Below are 21241 nucleotides of genomic sequence, written 5' to 3'. Positions count from 1 at the left end.
AAGAATGCACCCAAAACAATTGCGAAAATTGTATCGCCTCATTTAAAGCGATTTCCGCAATTGTTTTTAACCGTGCATCCTATTTCATGAAGTTGTCCCTTGCGTACCATTTGATTCCAATTAAATTTATCTGTAAAGCAAAACAAAATTTTAATTGGCACAACACGTTAAGTTAAGACAAGGCAGGTGACAGAAATTCCGAAGTAGCATGGAAATAAAATTGCTGCCTGAAAAGGAAAGCAGGCGCTTTCACAAAACGAGACAATTGCGATATGAAAATAATATTGGCAATAGTGCGCGAGTACACCATCAATAAATGGTGCTCCGGGAGCACTATTGCAGTATTTTACAGACGTATCCATATTTCAATTTTTTTTGTTTTACAGATACTGCTTTCTTTTACATAAATATTTACATCTTTTCTGCCGGGCGTTCTTCTGCTTTGTCTGCCGCACCTGCGTTTCTTTTGGCGGCTTCCCTGTCCTGAGCCATTTCCTCTACCGTTTTGGTATGAAGTCTTGCAGCACCTTCGTAGCCTTCCTTTACAGGTATGAGGCTGCCGCTCTTCAACCTTTCTTCCGCTTCGGCTATTGCCTTGCCGTACTGCGGCAGCCACTGCTTTTGAGCCACCAGCATTTCATCGGTCATCTGACATATTTCATTTGTATTGCATACGGCACCTACCAGCGGGTCAAGCATCATAGCCTGTCTGAGTAATTTATCGTCACCGCTGACGGCTGCCTCCACAGACAGTCTCTGAACAGATATGCTGGCATTGCAGACGGCAGCACAGCCCAGCGGCAAATCACCCACTCTGGGAATATTTATCCCGTTTGCATCAACATAACCCGGAACTTCAACGACAGCGTCATCAGGCAGATTTGAAATAGCACCGCTATTTACCACGTTGAAATGACCTCTGTAAATCCTGCCTGTTTCAAGGCCTTCCACTATGTAAGACCCATGCTCCTTGCTTCTCAGTTCTTCCCTGTATTCAAAGGCGGGTTCCTTCATCCAGTTGGGAAAATCGGTTTCAAACCAGTTTCTTCCCTCGGTTGTAACTCTCAGGTATCCGCCTGTTTCACCGTTTATCCAGCAGCCCAGATCAATCCAGTCCGTTATTTCATCGGGACGCTTTCTGTACCATGGAACATATTCGCTCAGGTGTCCGTTTGATTCTGTGCTGTAGTAACCGAATCTTTTGAGCATATCTATGCGGACTTTTTCAGTAACGGAATATTCCGGATGCTTCTGGAAGGCCTCCAGCAGCTTTCCTGTCAGATCCTCCCCGTTATGCAGGATCTGAATATACCAGGTCTGATGATTGATACCGGCGCATATGATATCCACTTCTTCCTTCTTAAGTCCGAAAACATTGGCTATCTGCTCATGTCCATGCTGCACGCCATGGCACAGGCCTATGGTTCTGACCCCGCCGTACTTGTTGCAGGCCCAGGTCACCATTGCATTGGGGTTGGCATAATTCAACAGCAGGCAGCCGGGTTCTGCAACCTCACGGATATCCTTGCAAAAATCAAGAATAGCGACTATCCCTCTCTGTCCATACATGATTCCGCCCGCGCACAGAGTATCCCCCACACATTGGTCGACACCGTATTTCAACGGAATATCAATGTCATACTGGTATGCTTCAATACCGCCGATCCTTACAACATTGAACACGTATCTTGCATTTTTTACAGCCTCGCGCCTGTCGGCAGTTGACTGGATTTTTATTTTAAGACCGTTTTCGTCAATATCCCTCTGACACAGTTGCGTGACCATCTCCAGGTTGTGTTCGTTAATATCTGTAAAAGCCACTTCAATATTGTTAAACTCTTTTACTGCAAGAATATCCCTTAGCAGTCCCCTGGTAAAGCCTATACTTCCCGCGCCTATAAAGGCAATTTTAAAAGACATATCATATTCCTCCCACCACAAATTGTTTTAAGAGCCTTAAGTTAATTATAAGCAATATACAGTGAGGATGTTTTAAAAATAAAGATCAGTTTGGTGATGGAATGAAAGAAATAGCGACTTTTTTAATTTTTCTGAGCTTCTCCGAAAAGTTCCACCTCAAAGCTTTTTCTGAATTTTTTAGGAGAAAGGCCGGTGGCCTTTTTAAACACCTGATTGAAGTACTGCCGGCTGCTTATTCCAACAATGTCCGAAATATCAATTATGGGGATATTTGTATTGCAAAGCAGCATTTTAGCCTTTTGTATCCTTATCCCGGTCAGGTACTCAATAACCGAGGCTCCCGTACTCCTCTTGAATATTCTGTTCAGGTAGTCTTCATTAATATTTGAATAGGCTGAAATGTCCTTTAGTGTAATCTTCTTATCATAGTTAAGATTAATAAAGAGCTTTGTTTTGTTGACATAATTTTCGGTTGGAGATTCATTTTTCCTTTTCATTACAGCACCGGAGGTTCTCAGCAGTATTTCATACATAAGAAGAGAGGCCGAAATACTCTGTTCTGCCGATGGGGAACTGAGCTCCACCACCAGACTTTTCAAAAGCTGATATACATCTTCATAGTCTTTTAATATGAAGAAGGGTTCTTTTGCTGCAATGAGCTCCTCCAATTCCTTTGAATTGTTTACAAACTCTCTGAAGGAAGGCAGGAAGTTTGATTTCTTTACAAATACAAACTCAATATTCATCATCGTGCAGTCCGAATCCCCATTAACTATGAGTTTATGAGGAACCATGGCATTGATCAAAATAAAGTCGCCTTTTCTGAAATTAATTTTTTCAGTATCATAATTTTCAATATGAATCTGGCAGGAACCCTTGATGACATACATTATCTCAACCCTGTCGTGATAGTGGAAATCCATTAAGTAATTATTCCAGCTGCGAAAATAATACGCCTTTACCTCAGGCTGATAGTCCTCATTTATAAGTTTTTGATCATAGATATCATTAAAGCCCATATGAACCTCCATGAGCCACATTCGTGGCCACAAAATGTTATGCAAGTAATTATCTTTTATCGCAATGTAGCGAATAAAGGAGGTTAATTGGCCATGTGCGCTTTCAAAGTATTGGTAAATACTTTGAATATTTCGCACGGCCATAAATTCACAGGTTAGTTTTGGAAGACGGACGCAAGTGAAGTCTTTCAAGCTAATCTCCCAAGCCTTATTATTGTTACTTATTATACTGGTACTTCCATACTACCTTCAATCAATGTATGCACACAAAGCGCTTGCTTGAAATAGTACGGTTCACAACAAGCATTTCTTGCCGTCGCAGTGACTCGACCATCCGGGTCTCGCGTACCGGTACAATCAGTGTAACTATTTAACTGCAAAGTTGAGTTCATGCTCCAATCCTAGGGATCAACTTTATATTACCGTATATACGGCGTAATGTTCAATGCTTTATATCAAAAACGGAGGCAAATGCGCCGAATGTCAAGGTTGCAGATGACAGTACGGTAATTTCATATTTGTGGTTATTGTTTATTCAGCACTAAATGTATATAATTTGTTTAATGTGTATAATAATTTGCGGACAGGCAGGTGGAAATATGTGTAATTTGTATAAAGTATTAATTGTAGAGGATAATGACATAATCCGTGAAGATATTGAACATTTGATTGATTGGACCAAACACGGATATAAACTTGTCACCGGGGCCAAAAACGGCGAAGAGGGACTCGCAATGTTTCACAGATATAATCCTGACATAGTTATTACCGATATCAAGATGCCGGTCATGTCAGGGCTGGAAATGATCGATCAGATACGGAAAACCGGCTCACATGCACAGTTTATTTTGCTCACTGCTTATGAAGAATTTGAATACGCAAAAAAGGCTCTTTATTTGGATGTCCATTCTTATGTGCTAAAGCATGAGGTGGATGACGAAATTCTTTTATGTGAACTTGAAAAACAAAAAGCTGCCTTGAACAAAGAAAGGAATATGGGGAGAATTACCAAATCCATGTCTTTGAAGGAATATTTGACGCGGGGAGATATTGTCAGTCAGGGAGTGGATAATTTTTTCAGATGGCATGGCAGAAGTATTGTTATGGTTGTTGAATTGGGGGAAATCCCCGGGAACGGTTTGACGGCATACAAACGTTTGAAGGAAACGACGGAGGATATGCTGTCTGAATATGAATTTGAGAGTGTGGATATAGGAGCACGGGAGTACGTTATATTTTTGAAGGTGCCTGAATCCTTAAGTGAAGCGCGAAGCCGGGATTTTGTCCGGGCTTTTGTAAAAAAGCAGCAGGACGCTTTCTCGAAGATTCTTGAAGTAAATACTGCTGTGGGGATAGGACCGTATATTTTTCATACGGATAAAATTTTAGACGGATATAAAGTGGCTAAAAAAATTCTCAGGCAAAAAGTCTTTTATAAGGGAGACTGTGTGCTTGATATACAGGATATTCCACCTGGACATGGAAAGGCAGAGGAAGTAAGAGAACTGATAAAAGCTACTAAACAGAATATATCCGGTATGAACAGGGAGGTGTTGCACAAGCAGCTTTTAGCATTGTTCACTGATTTACTGGTGCAGTATAAAAGTGTGGAGCTTCTGGACGAATGTGTGCATGAACTTATTTACACACTGGCCAATGTCAATAATCAAAATGGCCTGGAAAGTCTTCATGACCGCCTTGACAATATTATTCTTTGTTCCCGTTCGGGGAATGTTTATGAGCTGGTTGAGCTCTACAATGAGGCTATCGGTAAATTGGAAGCGGCACTTATGCCCCAGTACTCAAAAAAAATACGGGATATCATCAAGTATATACATGAGCATTACCAGGAAGAGGTCAATCTTTCCGACTTGTCCAGAAAGCTTGATATCAGTGTGATTTATATCAGTCAATTATTTAAAAGGGAAGTTGGCATGAACTTTTCTTCGTATTTAACCAAAGTGCGCATGGATAAGGCCGTGGAATTACTGGAAACCGGAAACTACAAGGTATATGAAGTGAGTGAAATGGTGGGTTATCAGACAATTCAGTATTTCAGTAAAATGTTCAAAAAAGAAACCGGGAAAATGCCCAGTGATTTCGGCCGTTCTATCTGGAGGAGCAAAGATGAGAAGAGAAATGTTCTTTAGAAAAAAAACCAGAATTTTTTTAAGGATTCTGTCTGCGGTTCTATGTGCAATCATTCTCTCTGTGGTAATGTGCAGCCTGGCCATATATTTTTATTTGGAGCCCATAATCAAGCAGTCCATTGTCAATAGCAACCGGGATATGGTCATTAAAATGTCCCAGCAGGTTTCGGGCAGTTTTGATGAAATTATGGCCTATGCACGCAATATTTCTTTTGATGACACCGTACAGATTTCCTGTGATAATTACCGGATGGAAAACACATATAATTATTATTCCATGGTCCAGAGATTGGAAAAAAAGCTTAAGGAATATGTAATTTTAAGAGATAATATTGTTTATGATATGTTTGTTACCGATTGCTACGATCAAGTTTTAGAATTAAATCATACCTACTCCGATTTATTGAAGCAGCCCATCTATAAAGGTTTTTTGGAAAGCTCGCAAAATGGTTTTACCTCAATACACAATGTGAGGTATAACAGCTCAGGCGGTGAGTGGAAAGCCATTGCATATATTAATAACATATACAGCAAGCAGCCTTCCTATAAACACATCGGCAAGCTCATAGTACTTGTCAGGTACAGCGAGCTTGTACAGCCAATCGTATTTGATAAAAGCTCCGGAATTGAGATTGAACTTCATGACAATCTGGGCAACACAATATACAGCAGCAGTATGGAAAAAAATCTTGAATCCGAACTAAAACAGTTCGGTGCTGAAACCAATTTTTTTCAAAACCGCCAGAATTATTATTTCAAGGATAAGGTGGGAACGGATGGATGGTACGTGGTATATTCCATCTCAAGTCATAAGATAAGTGAATCCTTTAACAAAATTAATAAGATTATCCTTGGAATCGTGATTATTTGTCTTATAATCATGCTGTCGGTCATCAGTAAAATTGTTTCCAATATAGTTGTACCTCTCGAGACGCTGGTAAAGGGAATGCAGAGGGTTTCCAGGGGCAGCAGGAACGAGCATATATCCCTGAGCACAGGAGATGAAATTGAAGAGGCGGCCCTGGTTTTCAATAAAATGGTTGAAGATATAGACCGGCACACTCAGGAGCTGATTACAAGTGAGAAAAAGGAACATGAGACGCAAATCAAAATGCTGCTCTATCAAATCAATCCGCATTTTATCTACAATACGCTTAATTGTATTATTTGTCTTGCACGGCGTGAAGATTTCGGCAATATCATCAGGCTGACCAAAACCTTTATCATGCTGCTGAGATCAATGCTGAGGGTGAATCCCCAGTCAATGACCACACTGAAAAATGAAATGGAGTATATCAATAATTATGTGGGTGTTCTGCAGTTCAGCTATAACAAGATACCAAACGTCGTGTGGAATGTTGACGAAGAGCTTCTTGACATGGAACTGCCCAGAATGATCTGTTATCCCCTGGTGGAAAACAGTATTTTCCATGGGATTGTTCCATCACAGCAAAAATGCGGTGTTACGGTACATTGCCACCGGACGGGAAACTGCGTTACCCTGTGTGTGGAGGATAACGGACGCGGATTCTCACAGGAAGAGCTTGAGCTTTTGAAAAGAAAGCTCAGAACACCCGATGATGAGGGCGGTCATATCGGACTTTCCAATGTTAACAGCAGATTGCAGTTAATTTATGGCAGTTCCTCCTCTTTAAATATTGAAAGCGAATTTCAGAAAGGTACAAAAGTTTCTTTTTCATTCTTTTGCAATACCACCAGTGTTGATATAACTAAAACGGAAGGGATGCACGAAGAAATTCTGAATTGATAATTTCTGTTATGGGGTTTAAAAATGTATAAATTTTAATATTTTTGTTATGTATTTTTAGGTTCAATATTAAAGTACAATGATCTTGTCGAACAGACCCGTTAATAAACCCAAATAAATCAGGAGGAATCAATATGAAGAAAAGAACCAGAGTTTTAGCACTAGCTGTTTCGTCATTCTTAACATTGTCAGCTTTCAGCGGATGTGCTTCCAAGGAACCTGTGAACACTTCACAGGGCGGGGCCGCTTCATCAGCCGGAGCACCGTCTAAAATCAATATTTGGTGTTGGGACAAGAGTGATTCACGTGCCCAAATGCACAGCAAGTTTACCGAGGAGACAGGTATTACTGTTGAATTGACAGCTGTCCAGAGCAAAGATATGACTCAAAAATTGCAGACAACCTTAGCCTCCGACGGTGATATGCCGGATATAGCATGGCTGGAAGCAACTTTCCGTGGAAAGCTTCTTTCTTTAAACATTTGGGAGGATATTTCCAAAGCTCCCTACAACTTTGATAAGGCAAATGTACTTGATTATCTTATTCCCCTGGAAACTTCCGAGGATGGGCAGTATGTCGGACCGGAATGTCCGTCGGTTGCCGGTTTGGCCTATAAACGGGAACTGGCAAAACAATACCTTGGCACCGACGACCCTAAAGAACTTGAAAAGCTGATACCCGATTGGGATTCGGTAATCAAGGTGGGCAAGGATGTCATGGCCAAATCACAGGGCAAGGTGTTCATGTTCTCAAGCCTGGGAGCAGTGGGCAACATGCTGAAGGGTCAGTCCACCGATCCTTTTATCGATGGAGACAAGCTGAACCTGAAGACTTCCATGAAGCCGATTCTTGAAAGGCTGATTGAACTTAAAAAGAGCGGCATGGTTGATGTACTTGACTTTGACTCTCCGGAAGAAGGCGCATCCTATGCAGGAAATGAACATATTTTCTATCCGTGTGCCAACTGGTCTGTAGAGTTTACAATTAAATCCAATGATAAAGACGGCAAAAACAGATGGGGCTTTATGCTTCCTCCAGGCGGTCCGTTCCCATGGGGCGGCACTGTAATGGGAGTTCCGCAGAAAGCGGTTAACAAGGAAGCTGCCGTAGAATATATTAAATATTTCTTTGGTTCCGAAAAAGGTGCATCCCTCCAAAGGGATTTCAAGGGTAATTTTTCTCCTTTCAAACCTCTGTATGCAAACGCTGATTTTTACAGTGCAAAGGATGAATACTTTGCCGGGCAGGATGTTTTGCAGGCAATCAGTCAGGACATATTGCCGAATATCAAAGGAGTCCGTCTTCCCAGCAAATATGACCAGGATATCAATGATGCTTACAACCTTGTAATTAAAACAATCAATGCGTCCAAGGACGGAAATGTTTCTGCTGATGACATGATTTCCAAAATGGAGGATGATCTGGTTAACAAACAGCCCGCCATCACTAAATAACATCTGAAACAGATATATTTGTATATGATCAAGGGGATCTGTAGTAAAATATGGATCCCCTGATTATTATCAGACTCAGTGAGGTAATAGACATGAAAAAAAAATATATTCCTTATACCATGATAGCACCTTATTTTATTCTTTACATCGCGTTCGGTTTATTTCCCATCATTTTTTCACTGGCAATCAGTTTTACCCAGTGGGACGGTATCGGCACCGCCACTTTTATCGGATTAAAAAACTATATACGTACGTTTACACAGGATAAGTTTTTTTATCAGTCCCTGGGGAATACAACTCTGCTCCTGCTGGTAAATACTCCGATCCAAATTTCAGTGGGCTTATTAATGGCAACACTGCTCAAGGATTTTTTCAAAAAGACCAGGGGAGCCTTCCAATTGATAAATTTTCTTCCCTACATTACAACTCCGGTTGCCATTGGAATCATATTTCAATTGATGTTTGACTGGAAGAGCGGCGTTGTAAACGGACTGCTGAATTTACTTGGAATTGATTCGGTATACTGGCTTGGAAATGCATGGGCCTCCCGTGGGGTGGTTGTCATAATGGAAATATGGAAGGGTTTTGGGTACATGATGATTATGTTCCTGTCGGGACTTTCCACCATACCGGATGAGCTCTATGAATCCTCCAGGATTGATGGCGCCAAGTGGCGGCATTCCTTCGCCCATATTACAATTCCGCTGCTGCGCCCTATCTTTACCTTTGTAATTGTAACAAGTGTCATTAACGGATTCAAGCTGTTTGATGAGCCCCAGCTGCTGTTTTCCTCCACCTCCCAGCCCATTGGCGGGCCCGACCGGGCAGTTATGACGGTAGTAATGAGGTTTTATGAAACCGCATTTAACGGTTTTGAATTTGGATATGGGTCAGCACTGGCATATTGCCTTTTTATCATTATAGCTATCGTATCCTTCTTCTTATTCAAATTTATCAACCGTGAGAGTGATATGGCATGATACCAGAATTTTTTAAAGGGGGGAGTTTTATGGAAATAAAACTTATCAAGCGGCTGCCGGTGTATCTGGTAGTTCTGATCTTTTCAGTGGCAGCCCTGCTTCCATTTTACATGATGATTATTATGGGAACTTATTATAGTGAAGAGCTTTATTCAGGAGTCAAGCTGCTTCCAGGGGGCTACTTTCTTACAAATCTTCATACCGTTTTAAAACAGAATTTTTTTGTCTTTTACAAAAACAGTATAATCGTTTCAGTTTGCAACACTTTGGGAGGTGTATTCATCAGTGCTCTTACAGGATATGCTTTTGCAAAATACCAGTTTAAAGGGAAGAAACCGTTGTTTGCTTTTATTGTGGCAACACTGGCAATCCCTCAACAGCTTGGCCTGATCGGATTTGTGGTTGAAATGCGTGCGCTTGGCTGGATAAATACTCTTTTGCCTCTGATTTTTTCAGGTATGGCAAGCGCATTTGGAGTATTCTGGATGACACAGTATATATCTTCCTCGGTTCCCAATGAAATTATAGAAAGCGGAAGGATCGACGGCTGTAATGATTTTGTGATCTTTTTCCGGCTGGTGCTGCCGATTATACGTTCAGCCCTTATTACCATCTTCCTGCTGTTGTTCCTATGGTCATGGAACAGCTACATGACTCCGCTGGTTACCATCAGCAATGAGAAGTATTATACCATCCCGCTTTCCATTGCATTGATAAGCAGCGAATACCGTACTGATTATGCGGCACGTATTTTGTCGCTGGCATTATCAACGATACCTATTATAGGTATGTTCTGTATTGGTTCGAAACACCTGATTCAAGGCTTGATTTCCGGAAGTGTAAAAGGTTAAAAGAATGGTTGGTGAAAAATATGAAACAGAAGATTTTATTACATTCGGGCTGGACACTGAAGGATGCTGAAAATAAATATCCTTTGCTTGATATTCCTCAAATGCCTGCGCAGGTACATGATATCCTTTTCAGTCACGGAATTATCAACGATGAGTATCAATATGGAAATACCGCCGGCTGCCGCTGGGTATCCGGGCGAAAGTGGATTTATCAGACCTCCTTTGAGTGCCCTGCCTGGGAAAGGGGAATACGGATCGGGTTTGAAGGCCTTGACACACTGGCTGAAATTTTTTTAAACGGTGTGGCAATAGGAAAGCATTCGGACAGTTATCTGCCTGTCCGGTATGATGTGAAAGACATCATACGCCCGGGTCAAAGGAATGAGCTTGAGGTAGTTTTTGATTCGGTAGTGGAGCGGCTTGGGCAACTCGAAGGGGAAATACTCCGGAAGGGCACTCCTGCCAGGGCCGAAGCCAGCAGGTATATACGAAAGAGCTTCCATGATTTCACGGGATATCTGGGGGCAAAGCCTGATTTTTTGAAGGTGGGGATCTTTGGTGAGGTAGCGCTTGAACTGATTGATGAAGCTGAACTTATTGATTTTGACATTGACTATTCCTTGAATGATACGTTAAACCGCGCAGATGTCTGCGTAGCTGCCCTGACTGCCGGGGATGTGCGGGGAAAGCGGCTGGAGCTTACCGTTTCATGTCCGGACGGGACGGAATTGGAATACAACTTTGCTGTGGAAGAGGCTCTGGACGTACTGTTGCAGCAGCCCATGCTCTGGTGGCCACGGGGCTACGGACGGCAGGAGCTGTATTGCTTCAGCCTGGGCCTGTATTCGGAGGACGGGCGGCTTCTGGACAAAAAAACAAAACAGATAGGTTTCCGCAAGATTGAAATGGTGGAATGTCTGGATTTCACAATCAACAAACGCCAGATTAAGCTGTGGGGCGGCAATCTCACTCCGGTTGACGGACGTACTGCCTGTGAAAATCCCGAAAGAGTGAAAGAAATAGTGCAGCTGGCTTTTGACTGTAATATGAATACACTCAGGGTTTGGGGAGAAGGGGACAGATTCGGCGATATTTTGTATGAGCTGGCCGACCGGATGGGTATCCTTCTCTGGCAGGAATTCTTTTGCGGTCATGCACAGTACCCGCCTGAAAAATCTGTCCGCGAGCTGATATTAGAGGAAGCGGAATACCAGATAAGGCGCCTGCGCCATCATCCCTCCTTACTTCTGTGGTGCGGAGGAAATGAATGCTTTATGAGCAGGGATTTTGCAAAGCCCGGTGAGGAATATGGGGCGGCGCAGCTATTTGAATACGATTTAAAAAATCTATGTGCACGGCTTGATCCCGGGAGATATTATCATGTCAATTCTCCGTTCGGCGGCCCATACACAAACAGTCCGGATTTTGGAGATACCCACAGCTATACCAACTCCTGGTATGTGCCGGGCGGTGAAATACCTAAATTCGTAAGTGAAAATCTCCGGGTATCACTTCCCCCGGTCAGGAGCCTGAAACGTTATTTAAAAACCGATAAGCTGCCCCAGCCGGTTCCTCTGACACATGGGAGCCTGCCGTGGCCAGAAGAATTCGAGAAAGTGACTTCCGCGGAGTCCTTCAAAAAAATTCCTCCCATTGAGCAGTTCTACGATGCGGTTAATCCGGAGCAAATGGTGTACCGGTTTGGCGTGGCTGCCGGCAGTTACCTTAAAGAGTCGGTGGAGAGATACCGCCGGGGGAAAACTGTTTCGGCTCCGTTTGCACACCGCGGCTGCAAAGGACATCTCATATGGAAGCTGAATACAACATTTCCCCATATATACAGCTCAATACTTGACTATTATCTAGAACCCGGAATTCCCTATTATTATTTGAAGCGTGCCTATGAACCGCTGCTGGTTTCCATAGAAGTTGCAGATCACATCAATATCTGGATTGTCAATGATACCGCAAAAGAAGTACGGGGCACACTTACCGCCCATTTGTTCGATATGGGGGAAAATAAAGTTTGCTGCTCACTTGACCGCCCGTTCTACGTGGGTGCGGGTGAGTCTGTTCCGGTTACTACCCTGGACCAATTCGGACAATTTACCCGAGATAAGCTTTTACGGGCCTGCCTTAAGGACAGTGAAGGAAATGTAATTGGATCGGCAAATAATTTTGCGGATATCGAGCGCCATCTGGTGTTTCCCCAGGCACAGCTTTCCCTGTCCTGCAAGGATAATATACTTTCGGTTTCCACTGACAGATTTGCCCGCTGTGTTGAGCTTTTGGGTTCCGATGACGGGGATGAATTCGGGTGGAGGTTTGAGGATAATTATTTTGACCTGTTCCCGGGTGAAGTGAAGCAGATCAGGATGGGCGGCCGTCATTCAAATGGGATTGTCACGGCAAAAGCGGCGTATTCCCCACATGTTTCGCAGGCTGTTTTACCCTCTCAAAAACGTATTGTACATTGTTAATAGAGGGTAGTAATATTCAAAAAAATATTTGATATATATGTATTTGAATTAATGAAATCATGTATCACACTATATTGAAAGGGTGGATTAATTATGAAATATAATATATTTGGAAAAACAGATTTTAAAGTTTCAGATATTGGATTCGGTGCCTGGGCAATTGGCGGGACCGCCTGGGGCGGCGGCAGAAATGATGAGGATGCAAAAGCGGCGTTAAGGGCCTCCATGGCTGACGGAATTAATTTTTATGATACCTGTGATTCCTATGGGGATGGGCACAGCGAGGAATTGATAGGAGAGTTTTTCAAGGGAATACGCAAGGAGGTTGTCATAGTAACAAAGGGAGGCACCAACTTCCGAGTACCGGAGCGCAGCAAGAACTTTACACGGGATTATCTGATGATGAGCCTGGATGAGAGTTTACAGCGCCTTCAGACAGATTATGTCGACGTTTACCTTTTACACGTTCCAGATTCAAAATGGCAGGATGAAGCTGAAATTTTTAAAACAATGGCAGAAATCAAAAAGTCCGGCAAGGCAAGGTGCTGCGGTCTTGCAATGTGGGGAGCCGCCGATACCCTTCATGCGCTGGAAAAAGACACGGAGGGTGCCATAGAGGCACTTGAATGTCCCTTCAATATTCTGAATAAATCCAATATCGAGGTAATAAAAATTGCAAAGGAAAGGAATATTCCCGTATTTACAAGTCAGCCCCTTGCCAGCGGAATCCTTACAGGCAAATATGGTGTTGATACAAAATTCACCGACGGGGATAACAGAAAAGGCTTCTGGAGCAAAGAGCGCTTTGAGGCAGTCCGGGATGATATGAGAATAATTGAAGAATGCGTCGGGGAAACCGGCCTGAAAATGAATGAGCTTGCGCTGGCATACAATTTGAACTATCCAGGGATATGCAGTGTTATTCCCGGGGGGAAGAATGAAGGTCAGGTACGGCAGAACGTAGCGGCCAGCGGTATTGAATTGAGTGCGGAAATAATGAGGAAATTGGCTTCAGTAAAGGGTTTTGTATTTTAAAGGAGCAGGGGTCAATATGAAAAATACAGTTCTGCTGGATAAAAATTGGTGTATTAAAAAAATTCTGCCTGCAGAGAGCATCGATCCCAGGGATTATGCCGTGGATGACAGGGACTGGCTTACCATTTCCAGCATGCCTGCACAGGTGCATGATGTGCTGCTGGAGCATGGACTAATCTCGGAGGAAATGCTTCTGGGTTGGTGTGAGGATGCGGTATGGACAGATGAATACGACTGGGTTTACCGCTGCTTTTTTACATGCGGCCCCTCAGAAGGTGCGTATTTGAATTTCGCCGGTCTGGATACAATAGCCGACATCTATTTGAATGGAGTTAAAATAGGGCGGCACGATGATTTTTATACCAGCCGGAAAATACAAATTGCTGGACTTTTAGAAGTAAATAATGTTTTACTGATCCATTTTCACAATATCCGGGGGCATTTGAAAACTCTTGAGCTTGATCCCTCATGGGACAATGCCGTAATGAAATGTAAACTGATCCGGAAGCCAATCCATGATTTCCCTCCGGACAAAATTGAAGGCAGCAATTATCAGGGAGCTCATCCGTATTTTTCTCCCATAGGTGTATACCGGGACGTGACACTGACAATTCCGGATGGCCCTGAGATAGAGGAATGTGAATTGCGTGCGGTTCTGCAGGACATGAATTGCGGAGAAATCCGTCTGGCAGTTGCAGGCTACGGCACAGCAAAGGGATTAAATGTGACAGTGTCAACGACTGATGAGGCCGGAAGGGAATGTGCAGGCGGGGAGTGTTGTGTCAAACCGGTGCTTTCAGGGTGGAAGGCGGAGCTGACACTGCCCGTAAATGATCCCCGGCTCTGGTGGCCCCGGGGTTTTGGTTCCCAGCCCTTATACAGTGTACGGATTTCACTGTTTCAGGATGGAAAGCTTTGTGACAGGATACAGAAATCTGTGGGCTTTAGAAAAATAGAAATGCCTTCCCCGCTTGAATTTATCATCAACGGAAAGCGCGTGAGGCTCTGGGGAGGCAGTATGGATCCCCTGCAGGGATATACGCACTGCTGGCGCCCCGAACGGGCAAAGCGCATGTTTGAGATGGTGGAAAACGCCAACATGAATACCTTGCGCATATGGGGGGAGGGAATCCCCTATCCCGACGAATTTTATGATGAAACCGACAGAAGGGGAATTCTTGTATGGCAGGAATTCTTTATGGGGCACGGCGCCTATCCCGATACACGGGAGTATCAGGATAAATGTGTTCAGGAGGCTTGTGAGCTGGTGCTGCGGCTTCGGCACAGGCCTTCGCTCCTGATGTGGTGCGGTGGGAATGAAACCATTATGGGAGCTGAATTCCAGGGGAAAACACCCCATGGCTCACAAATCTTATTGGAGGCTTTTCCAAAACTTCTGAGCGAAGTTGATCCCCAACGCTATTATCATCCGAACTCTCCTTATGGAGGTGAATATGCAAACGACCCGCGGGAAGGGGATCATCACACCTATGAGTGTGTGTGGCAGTATCCCTATGCAGACTATCCCAACTTTATGAGCGAGCATATCCGAACTGCTCCGCCCGTACTTCACAGCCTGAAAAAAATGATCAGGGGAGAGCTGTGGCCCCGGGATTATACAGGGAAGTTTTTGTATGGCACACGTTTTCCAATGCCCGACAGCTGGGCCCGGCGCAGCCATCATCCTGCAAAGGGTGAGCTGAAAACCGGACCCTATTGGGAATATTATGATGCGGACACCCCGGAGGAGCTGATCTACCGTTTTGGTGCGGCATATGGGCAGGAGGTCCGGCGGGGACTTGAAATGATAAGAATGGGAAGCTCCGACGGAAATGCGGAGCCGGGAAAAAGGTCAAAAGGACATTTTTCCTGTAAACTTCTTGATACCTGGCCCAAGGTGTATTGCTCCATTATTGATTACTTCCAGGAAGCATACATTCCCTACTATGCCACAGGGCGTGCCCAGGCACCGCTGCTGGTCTGCTTTGACAGGAAGGACAGTATCCGGCTGTGGCTGGTAAACGATTCTGCCCAAGATTTTTCTGGACATATAAAATTCGGACTGTACAGCCTTTCAAAGGAATGCTTTCTGGCGGAAAAATTAATAGATGCATCAATGCCTCAGGGTGAAGCCGGAATTTTGTTTGATCTTGCGGCACTGCATTTTTTCCCGAAGGACTGCCTGCTGGCGGCGCGGCTTGAGGACCAAAACGGCGGTGTTATCTGCAGTTCGGTTGACTATGTTGATATTGAACGCCATCTGAACTTCCCCGATGCAAGGCTTTCGGTGAGTATAACCGGAAACGTCCTTAATATTGTTTCAGACCGGTTTGCCCGTTGTGTGGAAATAACGGGTGAGTGTGACGGAAATCCATTCGGATGGCTTTTTGAGGACAACTATTTTGATTTGATGCCTGGTGAGACTAAAACTGTCAGTATACTGGGAGATATCCCATATGGACGCATTACGTTAAAACCACATTATTCGCCGCATGCAGCTGAAATTTCTTTTAAACGCGTTTGACTGGAAAACTGTATAACAAAGGAGAACATAAGATGAAGCGAATCAACCTTAATGAAAATTGGAAGCTGAAACGGCTGGAAGAATCTCAGCAGAACAGCCGGTTTAATATTGACAGGCTTGATGAAATTTTGACGGATGGCTCTTTACCGCGTGATTGTGTGCTGCAGCTCAAAACAATTCCCTGTCAGGTCCATGATGCATTAATTGAGAGAGGCATCATTGAAAATCCCAATATCAAGGGCAGGAACAATGACTGCTGGATCGGCGAATCGGATTGGATATATGTTTGCGACTTTTCCCTGGACGAGTGGCAGGGAGAGTGGACCTTGCGCTTCGGCGGTTTGGATACTTTTGCGGATATATATCTGAATGGCAGGCTGATTGCTCAACATAACGATGCTTTTCTGCCATGCATTATCACAAAGCTTGATAATCTCCGTCTCCAAAATACACTTGTGCTGCACTTCAAATCAGCCAGGAAAATAGTGAATTCTATCTCCAGCCCTGAAAAATATCAGGGAAAAGTTCCGGCTATTTCAATGGCGCGTGTATTCCGCTCGGGTTTTCATGAGTATTGCGGGCCCATCCCAGAACTGATCCGGGTGGGTATATACGGACATGTTACCCTGGAACAAAGCGGGATTTTCGGCATCGAAGAACTGGAGACCGAGGTTGTTCTCAGTGAGGATTTGATGCGGGGAACGGTTTCGCTGCAAGGTACTTATGCCGGAAATGGTAAAGATCTGCGTATTGTTGCCAGTCTGAAGGATGATGAAGGTAATATTGCAGCTGTTTGCGAGCAGAGGGGGTTTTCGCAGGATATGGTTCTGCATGTGGAGAATCCCCGGCTCTGGTGGCCGCGCACCCATGGAGCGGCAAATCTGTATACGCTGGAGGTTTCGGCATTCTGCGGGGACTCCTGCCAGGATGTGGTAAGGCGTACCATTGGATTCAGGCGTATTGACAAGGTTGGAGATTTCGACTTCATCCTGAACGGCAGGCCATTGAAATTATGGGGTGCAAACCTGACACATATGGATACGGTCAGCGGCTGCTATAATGCTTTGCGTACGGGTGAACTGCTGGAGCTTGCGGAGCTGGGTAATTTCAACTGCCTGCGGGTTTGGGGCGAGGGCGAAATACTGGCTGATGAATTTTATGAACAGTGTGACCTCAGGGGAATACTATTGTGGCAGGATTTTTACCTGTGCTATTCCATGTACAGTGAAGAGCAGGAATTCCTGGAATTGTGCCGGAGGGAGGCCGAAAGTTTAGTTTCACGACTCAAGCATCATCCCTCCGTTCTCTTGTGGTGCGGCGGCAATGAGATGCTGCTTTCGAGGGATTATGACCATCCGGGGGAATATTGCTGGGGAGAGAAAATTTTTGGTAAAATTTTTCCTTCCGTCTGTGCAAAGCTTGATCCGGGGCGGTATTATCATGAATCCTCTCCCGCCGGGGGATTGTTTGCCAACGATCCGAGAGAAGGCGATACTCACGGCTATACCCATCTCTGGTATGTCCCAGGCTCATATTATCCGGTGTTTCTCAGTGAAAATTGCCGTGTGTCGGCACCTCCCCTCCGCACCATGCAGATTATGATGACTCCCGGGGAACTCTGGCCGGAGGGTTATACCAATATCATGACTAAAAAACAGCGGCTTTGCTGGCCCGAAACCTGGAATCAGCATAATACCAACAATGGTGCGGTAAAAGTGGGGCCTGTTGAAAACTATCTTGATGCCGAAGATCCGGCGTCGCTGATTTACCGACTGGGTGCAGCTCATGCGAATTATATAAAACGTGATGTGGAACGGTTCAGGAGAGGAAAGCCTGTTTCTCAGGCTGAAGGCCCGCGTCTGACTAAAGGACATTTGCTCTGGAAGTTTAATAATAACAGCAACATTATCTCCTATGGAATTGTAGACTATTTTAATGAGCCGGGAATGGCTTACTATGCTCTCCGTAATGCATATTCACCACTGTTGGTTTCATTTTCCATAGAGGATGAAATCCATGTCTGGTTAACCAACGATACACAGGAGCATTACAGCGGTTCTGTTGTTGTAAAACTTTTCAATTTACCGGAAAATAAGTTCACAGAGGAGATGGAATTTCTGTTTTCGGTCCAACCGGACCAGTCAATACCTGTGGGCAATTTGAACGGGTTTCTGCAGTTCCGACGGGAGCATGTTCTGGTGGCATATGTATTCGACCGGGCAGATAAAATGCTGGCAAGGAATGTAGATTACGTGGACATCGAGCGGCATTTGATATTTCCGGAGGATGCCAGTATTGAGCTTGATATAAATGACGGTGATTTGATACTTGCCTGTAATAAATTCGCGCGCAGCGTGGAACTTATTGGAGATGAGGACGGTGACCGGTTCGGCTGGATGTTTGAAGACAACTATTTTGACCTTGTCCCCGGAGAAATAAAACGTGTAAAAATATTGGGCAGACATAAAAAAGGAACCATCCATGCAAAGCCATACTATTCAAAAACAGAGAGTTCTATTTGTTTTGGAAAAATTTAATATAATGATAAATGTCCTGTCTTCTTATAATAGGAGGACGGGATTTTTTATTGTCTTTGTTCTTTAAAAAAATATGTTAAAATATAAGTAGAACATAAACAATTGAGGTAAATTAATTACCGGAAAGGATGTTTATGAAAAGATTATTTAATTTAAACAAAAAAAACAATGAGCAGGAAAACAGATCGGGACCCGAGGGCTGGGTGCATTTAACCACAACTGAAAATGAATTTGAATACAATGTGGTAAGCGGGTTATTAAAGGAAAACGGTATAACCTGCATAGGAAAAGGAAAACCCCTGGATTTGATGGACAGCGGATTTCTGAATATAGTGCTTGGCCCCTGCATACCTGTTGATATTATGGTGCCGTCCGAACTTTATGAAGAAGCCCATCAAATTTTGAATTCACAGGTCAGCGATGAAGAAATTGAAAAGCAGGCTATCTGTGAAGAACAGGAAAAGAACGAAGAATGATCTTTTTATACCCGGTTGCACAAAAATAAATTATAACTCCCGGCAGAAGAGAACTGCATTAATATAGAAGTAAAATTCTATGTAATATGGTTCTCTTTTATTATTGTTTGTTTTGAATTATTTAGTGCTTTAGTGCTAAATAGGTTTTTAGTTAACAGCTAAACGTATTACTAAATAATTTAGCTAAATATTTAGTAATTAACTAAAAGATTTACAAACGTGTATTTACTTAAATATACTCAATAATCATATTAATTTATGCAGTATATACAAATTAATATGATATATACTGTATAGATACAACAAATTGTATAAAAAATTAAATAAATTTGTTGCTAAATATAAATAAACGATTTATAATAATACTTAAGTAATAAACATTAAATATATACTTGATTTAAATAATTTAAATACTATTGCTAAACAGAATTTACCAGCCATCTTATATTTTCATGTATTTATTTTAATAAATTATTTTATTTGCAAAAAGTTTATTAATATACTTTTTAGAGGAAATTATGTAAACCTAATATAAGATAAGTAATTTCTGGCCTATCTTTGATTAATTCAATAATCATCGAAACAAAATATATCTAAAGAATGGAGAAATGTAGAATGAGTAAAGTGAAAATCGGCTTTGCACCCACCAGAAGAAGTATATTCAGCGCACCGGATGCAATCAAGTTCGGTAACCTCACCAGAGATAAACTCAAGGAATTGAATGTGGAATTTGTTGATATTACGGATATTAACTCCGAAGGACTTCTGTATGACGACGAAGATATGAAGAAAATTGCGGAAAAGTTCGAGTCTGAAAAGATTGACGGACTGTTTTTACCGCACTGCAACTTTGGTACCGAATATGTATGTGCCAGATTGGCCAAAACCTTGAATGTTCCTGTGTTATTATGGGGCCCGCGGGATGAAAGACCCGATGAAAAGGGGATACGCCTGAGAGACAGCCAGTGCGGACTCTTTGCCACCGGAAAGGTGTTGAGAAGATTCAGAGTTCCTTTCACATATATGTCCAACTGCAGATTGAATGATCCGGAGTTTGAAAGAGGTATGAGGGACTTCCTGGCTGTATGCAATGTTGTTAAAACCTTTAGAAATACAAGGATATTGCAGATTTCCACAAGACCGTTTGATTTCTGGTCCACAATGTGCAACGAGGGGGAATTGCTTGAGAAATTCAACATACAGCTCTCTCCCATCCCAATGCCCGAACTGATATATGCGGTAAATGCAGCCAAAGAGGAAAAGACTGAAGTTGAAAAAGTCATAGAGACCATAAAAGCTAAAATGAATGTTAAAATTGCTGACCAGCACCTGGAGAATGTCGCGGCAATGAAGGTTGCAATGCAGGGACTGGCCGCGAAATACGGCTGCAATGCCATTGCACTGCAGTGCTGGAACTGCCTGCAGTCTGAACTGGGAATCATGCCTTGTGCGGCAAACTCACTTTTGAACGATGAAGGCATTCCGGTTGTCTGCGAAACGGATATCCATGGTGCAATAACTTCATTACTGGCCGAAGCCGCAGGTATGGGTGAGACAAGATCCTTCTTTGCAGACTGGACGGTACGCCACCCGGACAATGAAAACGGTGAGCTGCTCCAGCACTGCGGACCATGGCCGGTTTCGGTAGCAAGGGAAAAACCTACGCTGGGTTACCCCCTTGCATTCAGCTACCCGGGATCTGTAGAAGCAGAAGCAAAACATGGCGGGCTCACACTGTGCAGGTTTGACGGAGACAACGGAGAGTATTCACTGCTGCTGGGCAATGCAAAGGCAATTGAAGGCCCATATACAAAAGGCACCTACCTCTGGATAGAAGTGGACAACTTGAAAAGGCTGGAGGAAAAGCTGGTTTCCGGGCCATATATCCACCATTGCGTGGGGATTCACAAAAACATTGTCCCGGTATTATATGAGGCCTGCAAATATATCAATGTCAAGCCGGATTTTTATGACCCGGTAGAAGAAGACGTTAAAGCATATCTCAGAGGAGAGTAATTGATATATCGTATGCAGTTGATTTGTAATA

The 21241-nt window shown here is 43.4% G+C and carries 13 protein-coding genes; 11 read left to right on the top strand and 2 right to left on the bottom strand.

The genetic code is table 11. The features are described from left to right. Positions 1-411 precede the first annotated feature (411 nt). Both melA and CTER_RS21060 read right to left on the bottom strand, forming a co-directional pair. On the bottom strand, positions 412-1920 hold the full coding sequence (gene melA / locus CTER_RS21065) for an alpha-glucosidase/alpha-galactosidase (protein ID WP_004629256.1): 1509 nt from the start codon (positions 1918-1920) through the stop codon (positions 412-414). Between the two features lie 122 nt (positions 1921-2042). Next, the gene (locus CTER_RS21060; protein ID WP_004629098.1) at positions 2043-2939 is read right to left on the bottom strand and encodes an AraC family transcriptional regulator; all 897 of its coding nucleotides are present in this window, start codon (positions 2937-2939) and stop codon (positions 2043-2045) included. A 599-nt stretch (positions 2940-3538) separates the two neighbouring features. Here CTER_RS21060 and CTER_RS21055 point away from each other — a divergent pair. From CTER_RS21055 to CTER_RS21005, 11 genes are all read left to right on the top strand, one after another. Continuing rightward, on the top strand, positions 3539-5089 hold the full coding sequence (locus CTER_RS21055; RefSeq protein ID WP_004629142.1) for a response regulator transcription factor: 1551 nt from the start codon (positions 3539-3541) through the stop codon (positions 5087-5089). Continuing rightward, positions 5067-6857 carry a sensor histidine kinase gene (locus CTER_RS21050; protein WP_004629039.1) on the top strand — a complete coding sequence of 597 codons (1791 nt, stop codon included), beginning with the start codon at positions 5067-5069 and terminating at the stop codon, positions 6855-6857. Before CTER_RS21055 ends, CTER_RS21050 begins: the two co-directional genes overlap by 23 nt. Positions 6858-6991: 134 nt before the next feature. After that, positions 6992-8311 carry an ABC transporter substrate-binding protein gene (locus CTER_RS21045; protein ID WP_004629139.1) on the top strand — a complete coding sequence of 440 codons (1320 nt, stop codon included), beginning with the start codon at positions 6992-6994 and terminating at the stop codon, positions 8309-8311. Between the two features lie 50 nt (positions 8312-8361). Then, on the top strand, positions 8362-9291 hold the full coding sequence (locus CTER_RS21040) for a carbohydrate ABC transporter permease (RefSeq protein ID WP_004629246.1): 930 nt from the start codon (positions 8362-8364) through the stop codon (positions 9289-9291). 29 nt (positions 9292-9320) lie between these two features. Further along, positions 9321-10142: a carbohydrate ABC transporter permease gene (locus tag CTER_RS21035; RefSeq protein WP_004629053.1), complete on the top strand. Its 822-nt coding sequence runs from the start codon at positions 9321-9323 to the stop codon at positions 10140-10142. 20 nt (positions 10143-10162) lie between these two features. Then, positions 10163-12622, top strand: coding sequence for a glycoside hydrolase family 2 protein (locus CTER_RS21030; protein ID WP_004629051.1), 2460 nt, complete (start codon positions 10163-10165; stop codon positions 12620-12622). A gap of 93 nt (positions 12623-12715) precedes the next feature. After that, positions 12716-13657 (top strand): aldo/keto reductase, encoded by a 942-nt coding sequence (locus CTER_RS21025; protein ID WP_004629088.1) that lies wholly within the window; start codon positions 12716-12718, stop codon positions 13655-13657. Positions 13658-13673: 16 nt separating this feature from the next. Next, on the top strand, positions 13674-16181 hold the full coding sequence (locus tag CTER_RS21020) for a beta-mannosidase (protein WP_004629023.1): 2508 nt from the start codon (positions 13674-13676) through the stop codon (positions 16179-16181). Positions 16182-16213: 32 nt separating this feature from the next. Continuing rightward, entirely contained in the window at positions 16214-18718 is a 2505-nt protein-coding gene (locus tag CTER_RS21015; RefSeq protein WP_004629091.1) for a beta-mannosidase, read from the top strand. Positions 18719-18852: 134 nt separating this feature from the next. Continuing rightward, the gene (locus CTER_RS21010; RefSeq protein WP_004629019.1) at positions 18853-19194 is read left to right on the top strand and encodes a putative signal transducing protein; all 342 of its coding nucleotides are present in this window, start codon (positions 18853-18855) and stop codon (positions 19192-19194) included. Between the two features lie 615 nt (positions 19195-19809). Beyond that, positions 19810-21210, top strand: a complete 1401-nt coding sequence (locus CTER_RS21005) for an L-fucose/L-arabinose isomerase family protein (protein ID WP_004629132.1) — start codon at positions 19810-19812, stop codon at positions 21208-21210. Positions 21211-21241 lie beyond the last annotated feature (31 nt).

Origin of the sequence: Ruminiclostridium cellobioparum subsp. termitidis CT1112, assembly GCF_000350485.1 — a bacterium.
GTDB lineage: Bacteria > Bacillota > Clostridia > Acetivibrionales > DSM-1351 > Ruminiclostridium > Ruminiclostridium termitidis.
This window is presented reverse-complemented; position numbering and strand designations above follow the sequence as displayed.

Bases quoted from the DNA above. Each gene is read 5' to 3' on its own strand.
- CTER_RS21055 (WP_004629142.1), top strand. From the start codon at position 3,539: ATGTGTAATTTGTATAAAGTATTAATTGTAGAGGATAATGACATAATC.
- CTER_RS21050 (WP_004629039.1), top strand. From the start codon at position 5,067: ATGAGAAGAGAAATGTTCTTTAGAAAAAAAACCAGAATTTTTTTAAGG.
- CTER_RS21045 (WP_004629139.1), top strand. From the start codon at position 6,992: ATGAAGAAAAGAACCAGAGTTTTAGCACTAGCTGTTTCGTCATTCTTA.
- melA (WP_004629256.1), bottom strand. From the start codon at position 1,920: ATGTCTTTTAAAATTGCCTTTATAGGCGCGGGAAGTATAGGCTTTACC.
- CTER_RS21020 (WP_004629023.1), top strand. From the start codon at position 13,674: ATGAAAAATACAGTTCTGCTGGATAAAAATTGGTGTATTAAAAAAATT.
- CTER_RS21030 (WP_004629051.1), top strand. From the start codon at position 10,163: ATGAAACAGAAGATTTTATTACATTCGGGCTGGACACTGAAGGATGCT.
- CTER_RS21040 (WP_004629246.1), top strand. From the start codon at position 8,362: ATGGATCCCCTGATTATTATCAGACTCAGTGAGGTAATAGACATGAAA.
- CTER_RS21010 (WP_004629019.1), top strand. From the start codon at position 18,853: ATGAAAAGATTATTTAATTTAAACAAAAAAAACAATGAGCAGGAAAAC.
- CTER_RS21060 (WP_004629098.1), bottom strand. From the start codon at position 2,939: ATGGGCTTTAATGATATCTATGATCAAAAACTTATAAATGAGGACTAT.
- CTER_RS21025 (WP_004629088.1), top strand. From the start codon at position 12,716: ATGAAATATAATATATTTGGAAAAACAGATTTTAAAGTTTCAGATATT.
- CTER_RS21035 (WP_004629053.1), top strand. From the start codon at position 9,321: ATGGAAATAAAACTTATCAAGCGGCTGCCGGTGTATCTGGTAGTTCTG.
- CTER_RS21015 (WP_004629091.1), top strand. From the start codon at position 16,214: ATGAAGCGAATCAACCTTAATGAAAATTGGAAGCTGAAACGGCTGGAA.
- CTER_RS21005 (WP_004629132.1), top strand. From the start codon at position 19,810: ATGAGTAAAGTGAAAATCGGCTTTGCACCCACCAGAAGAAGTATATTC.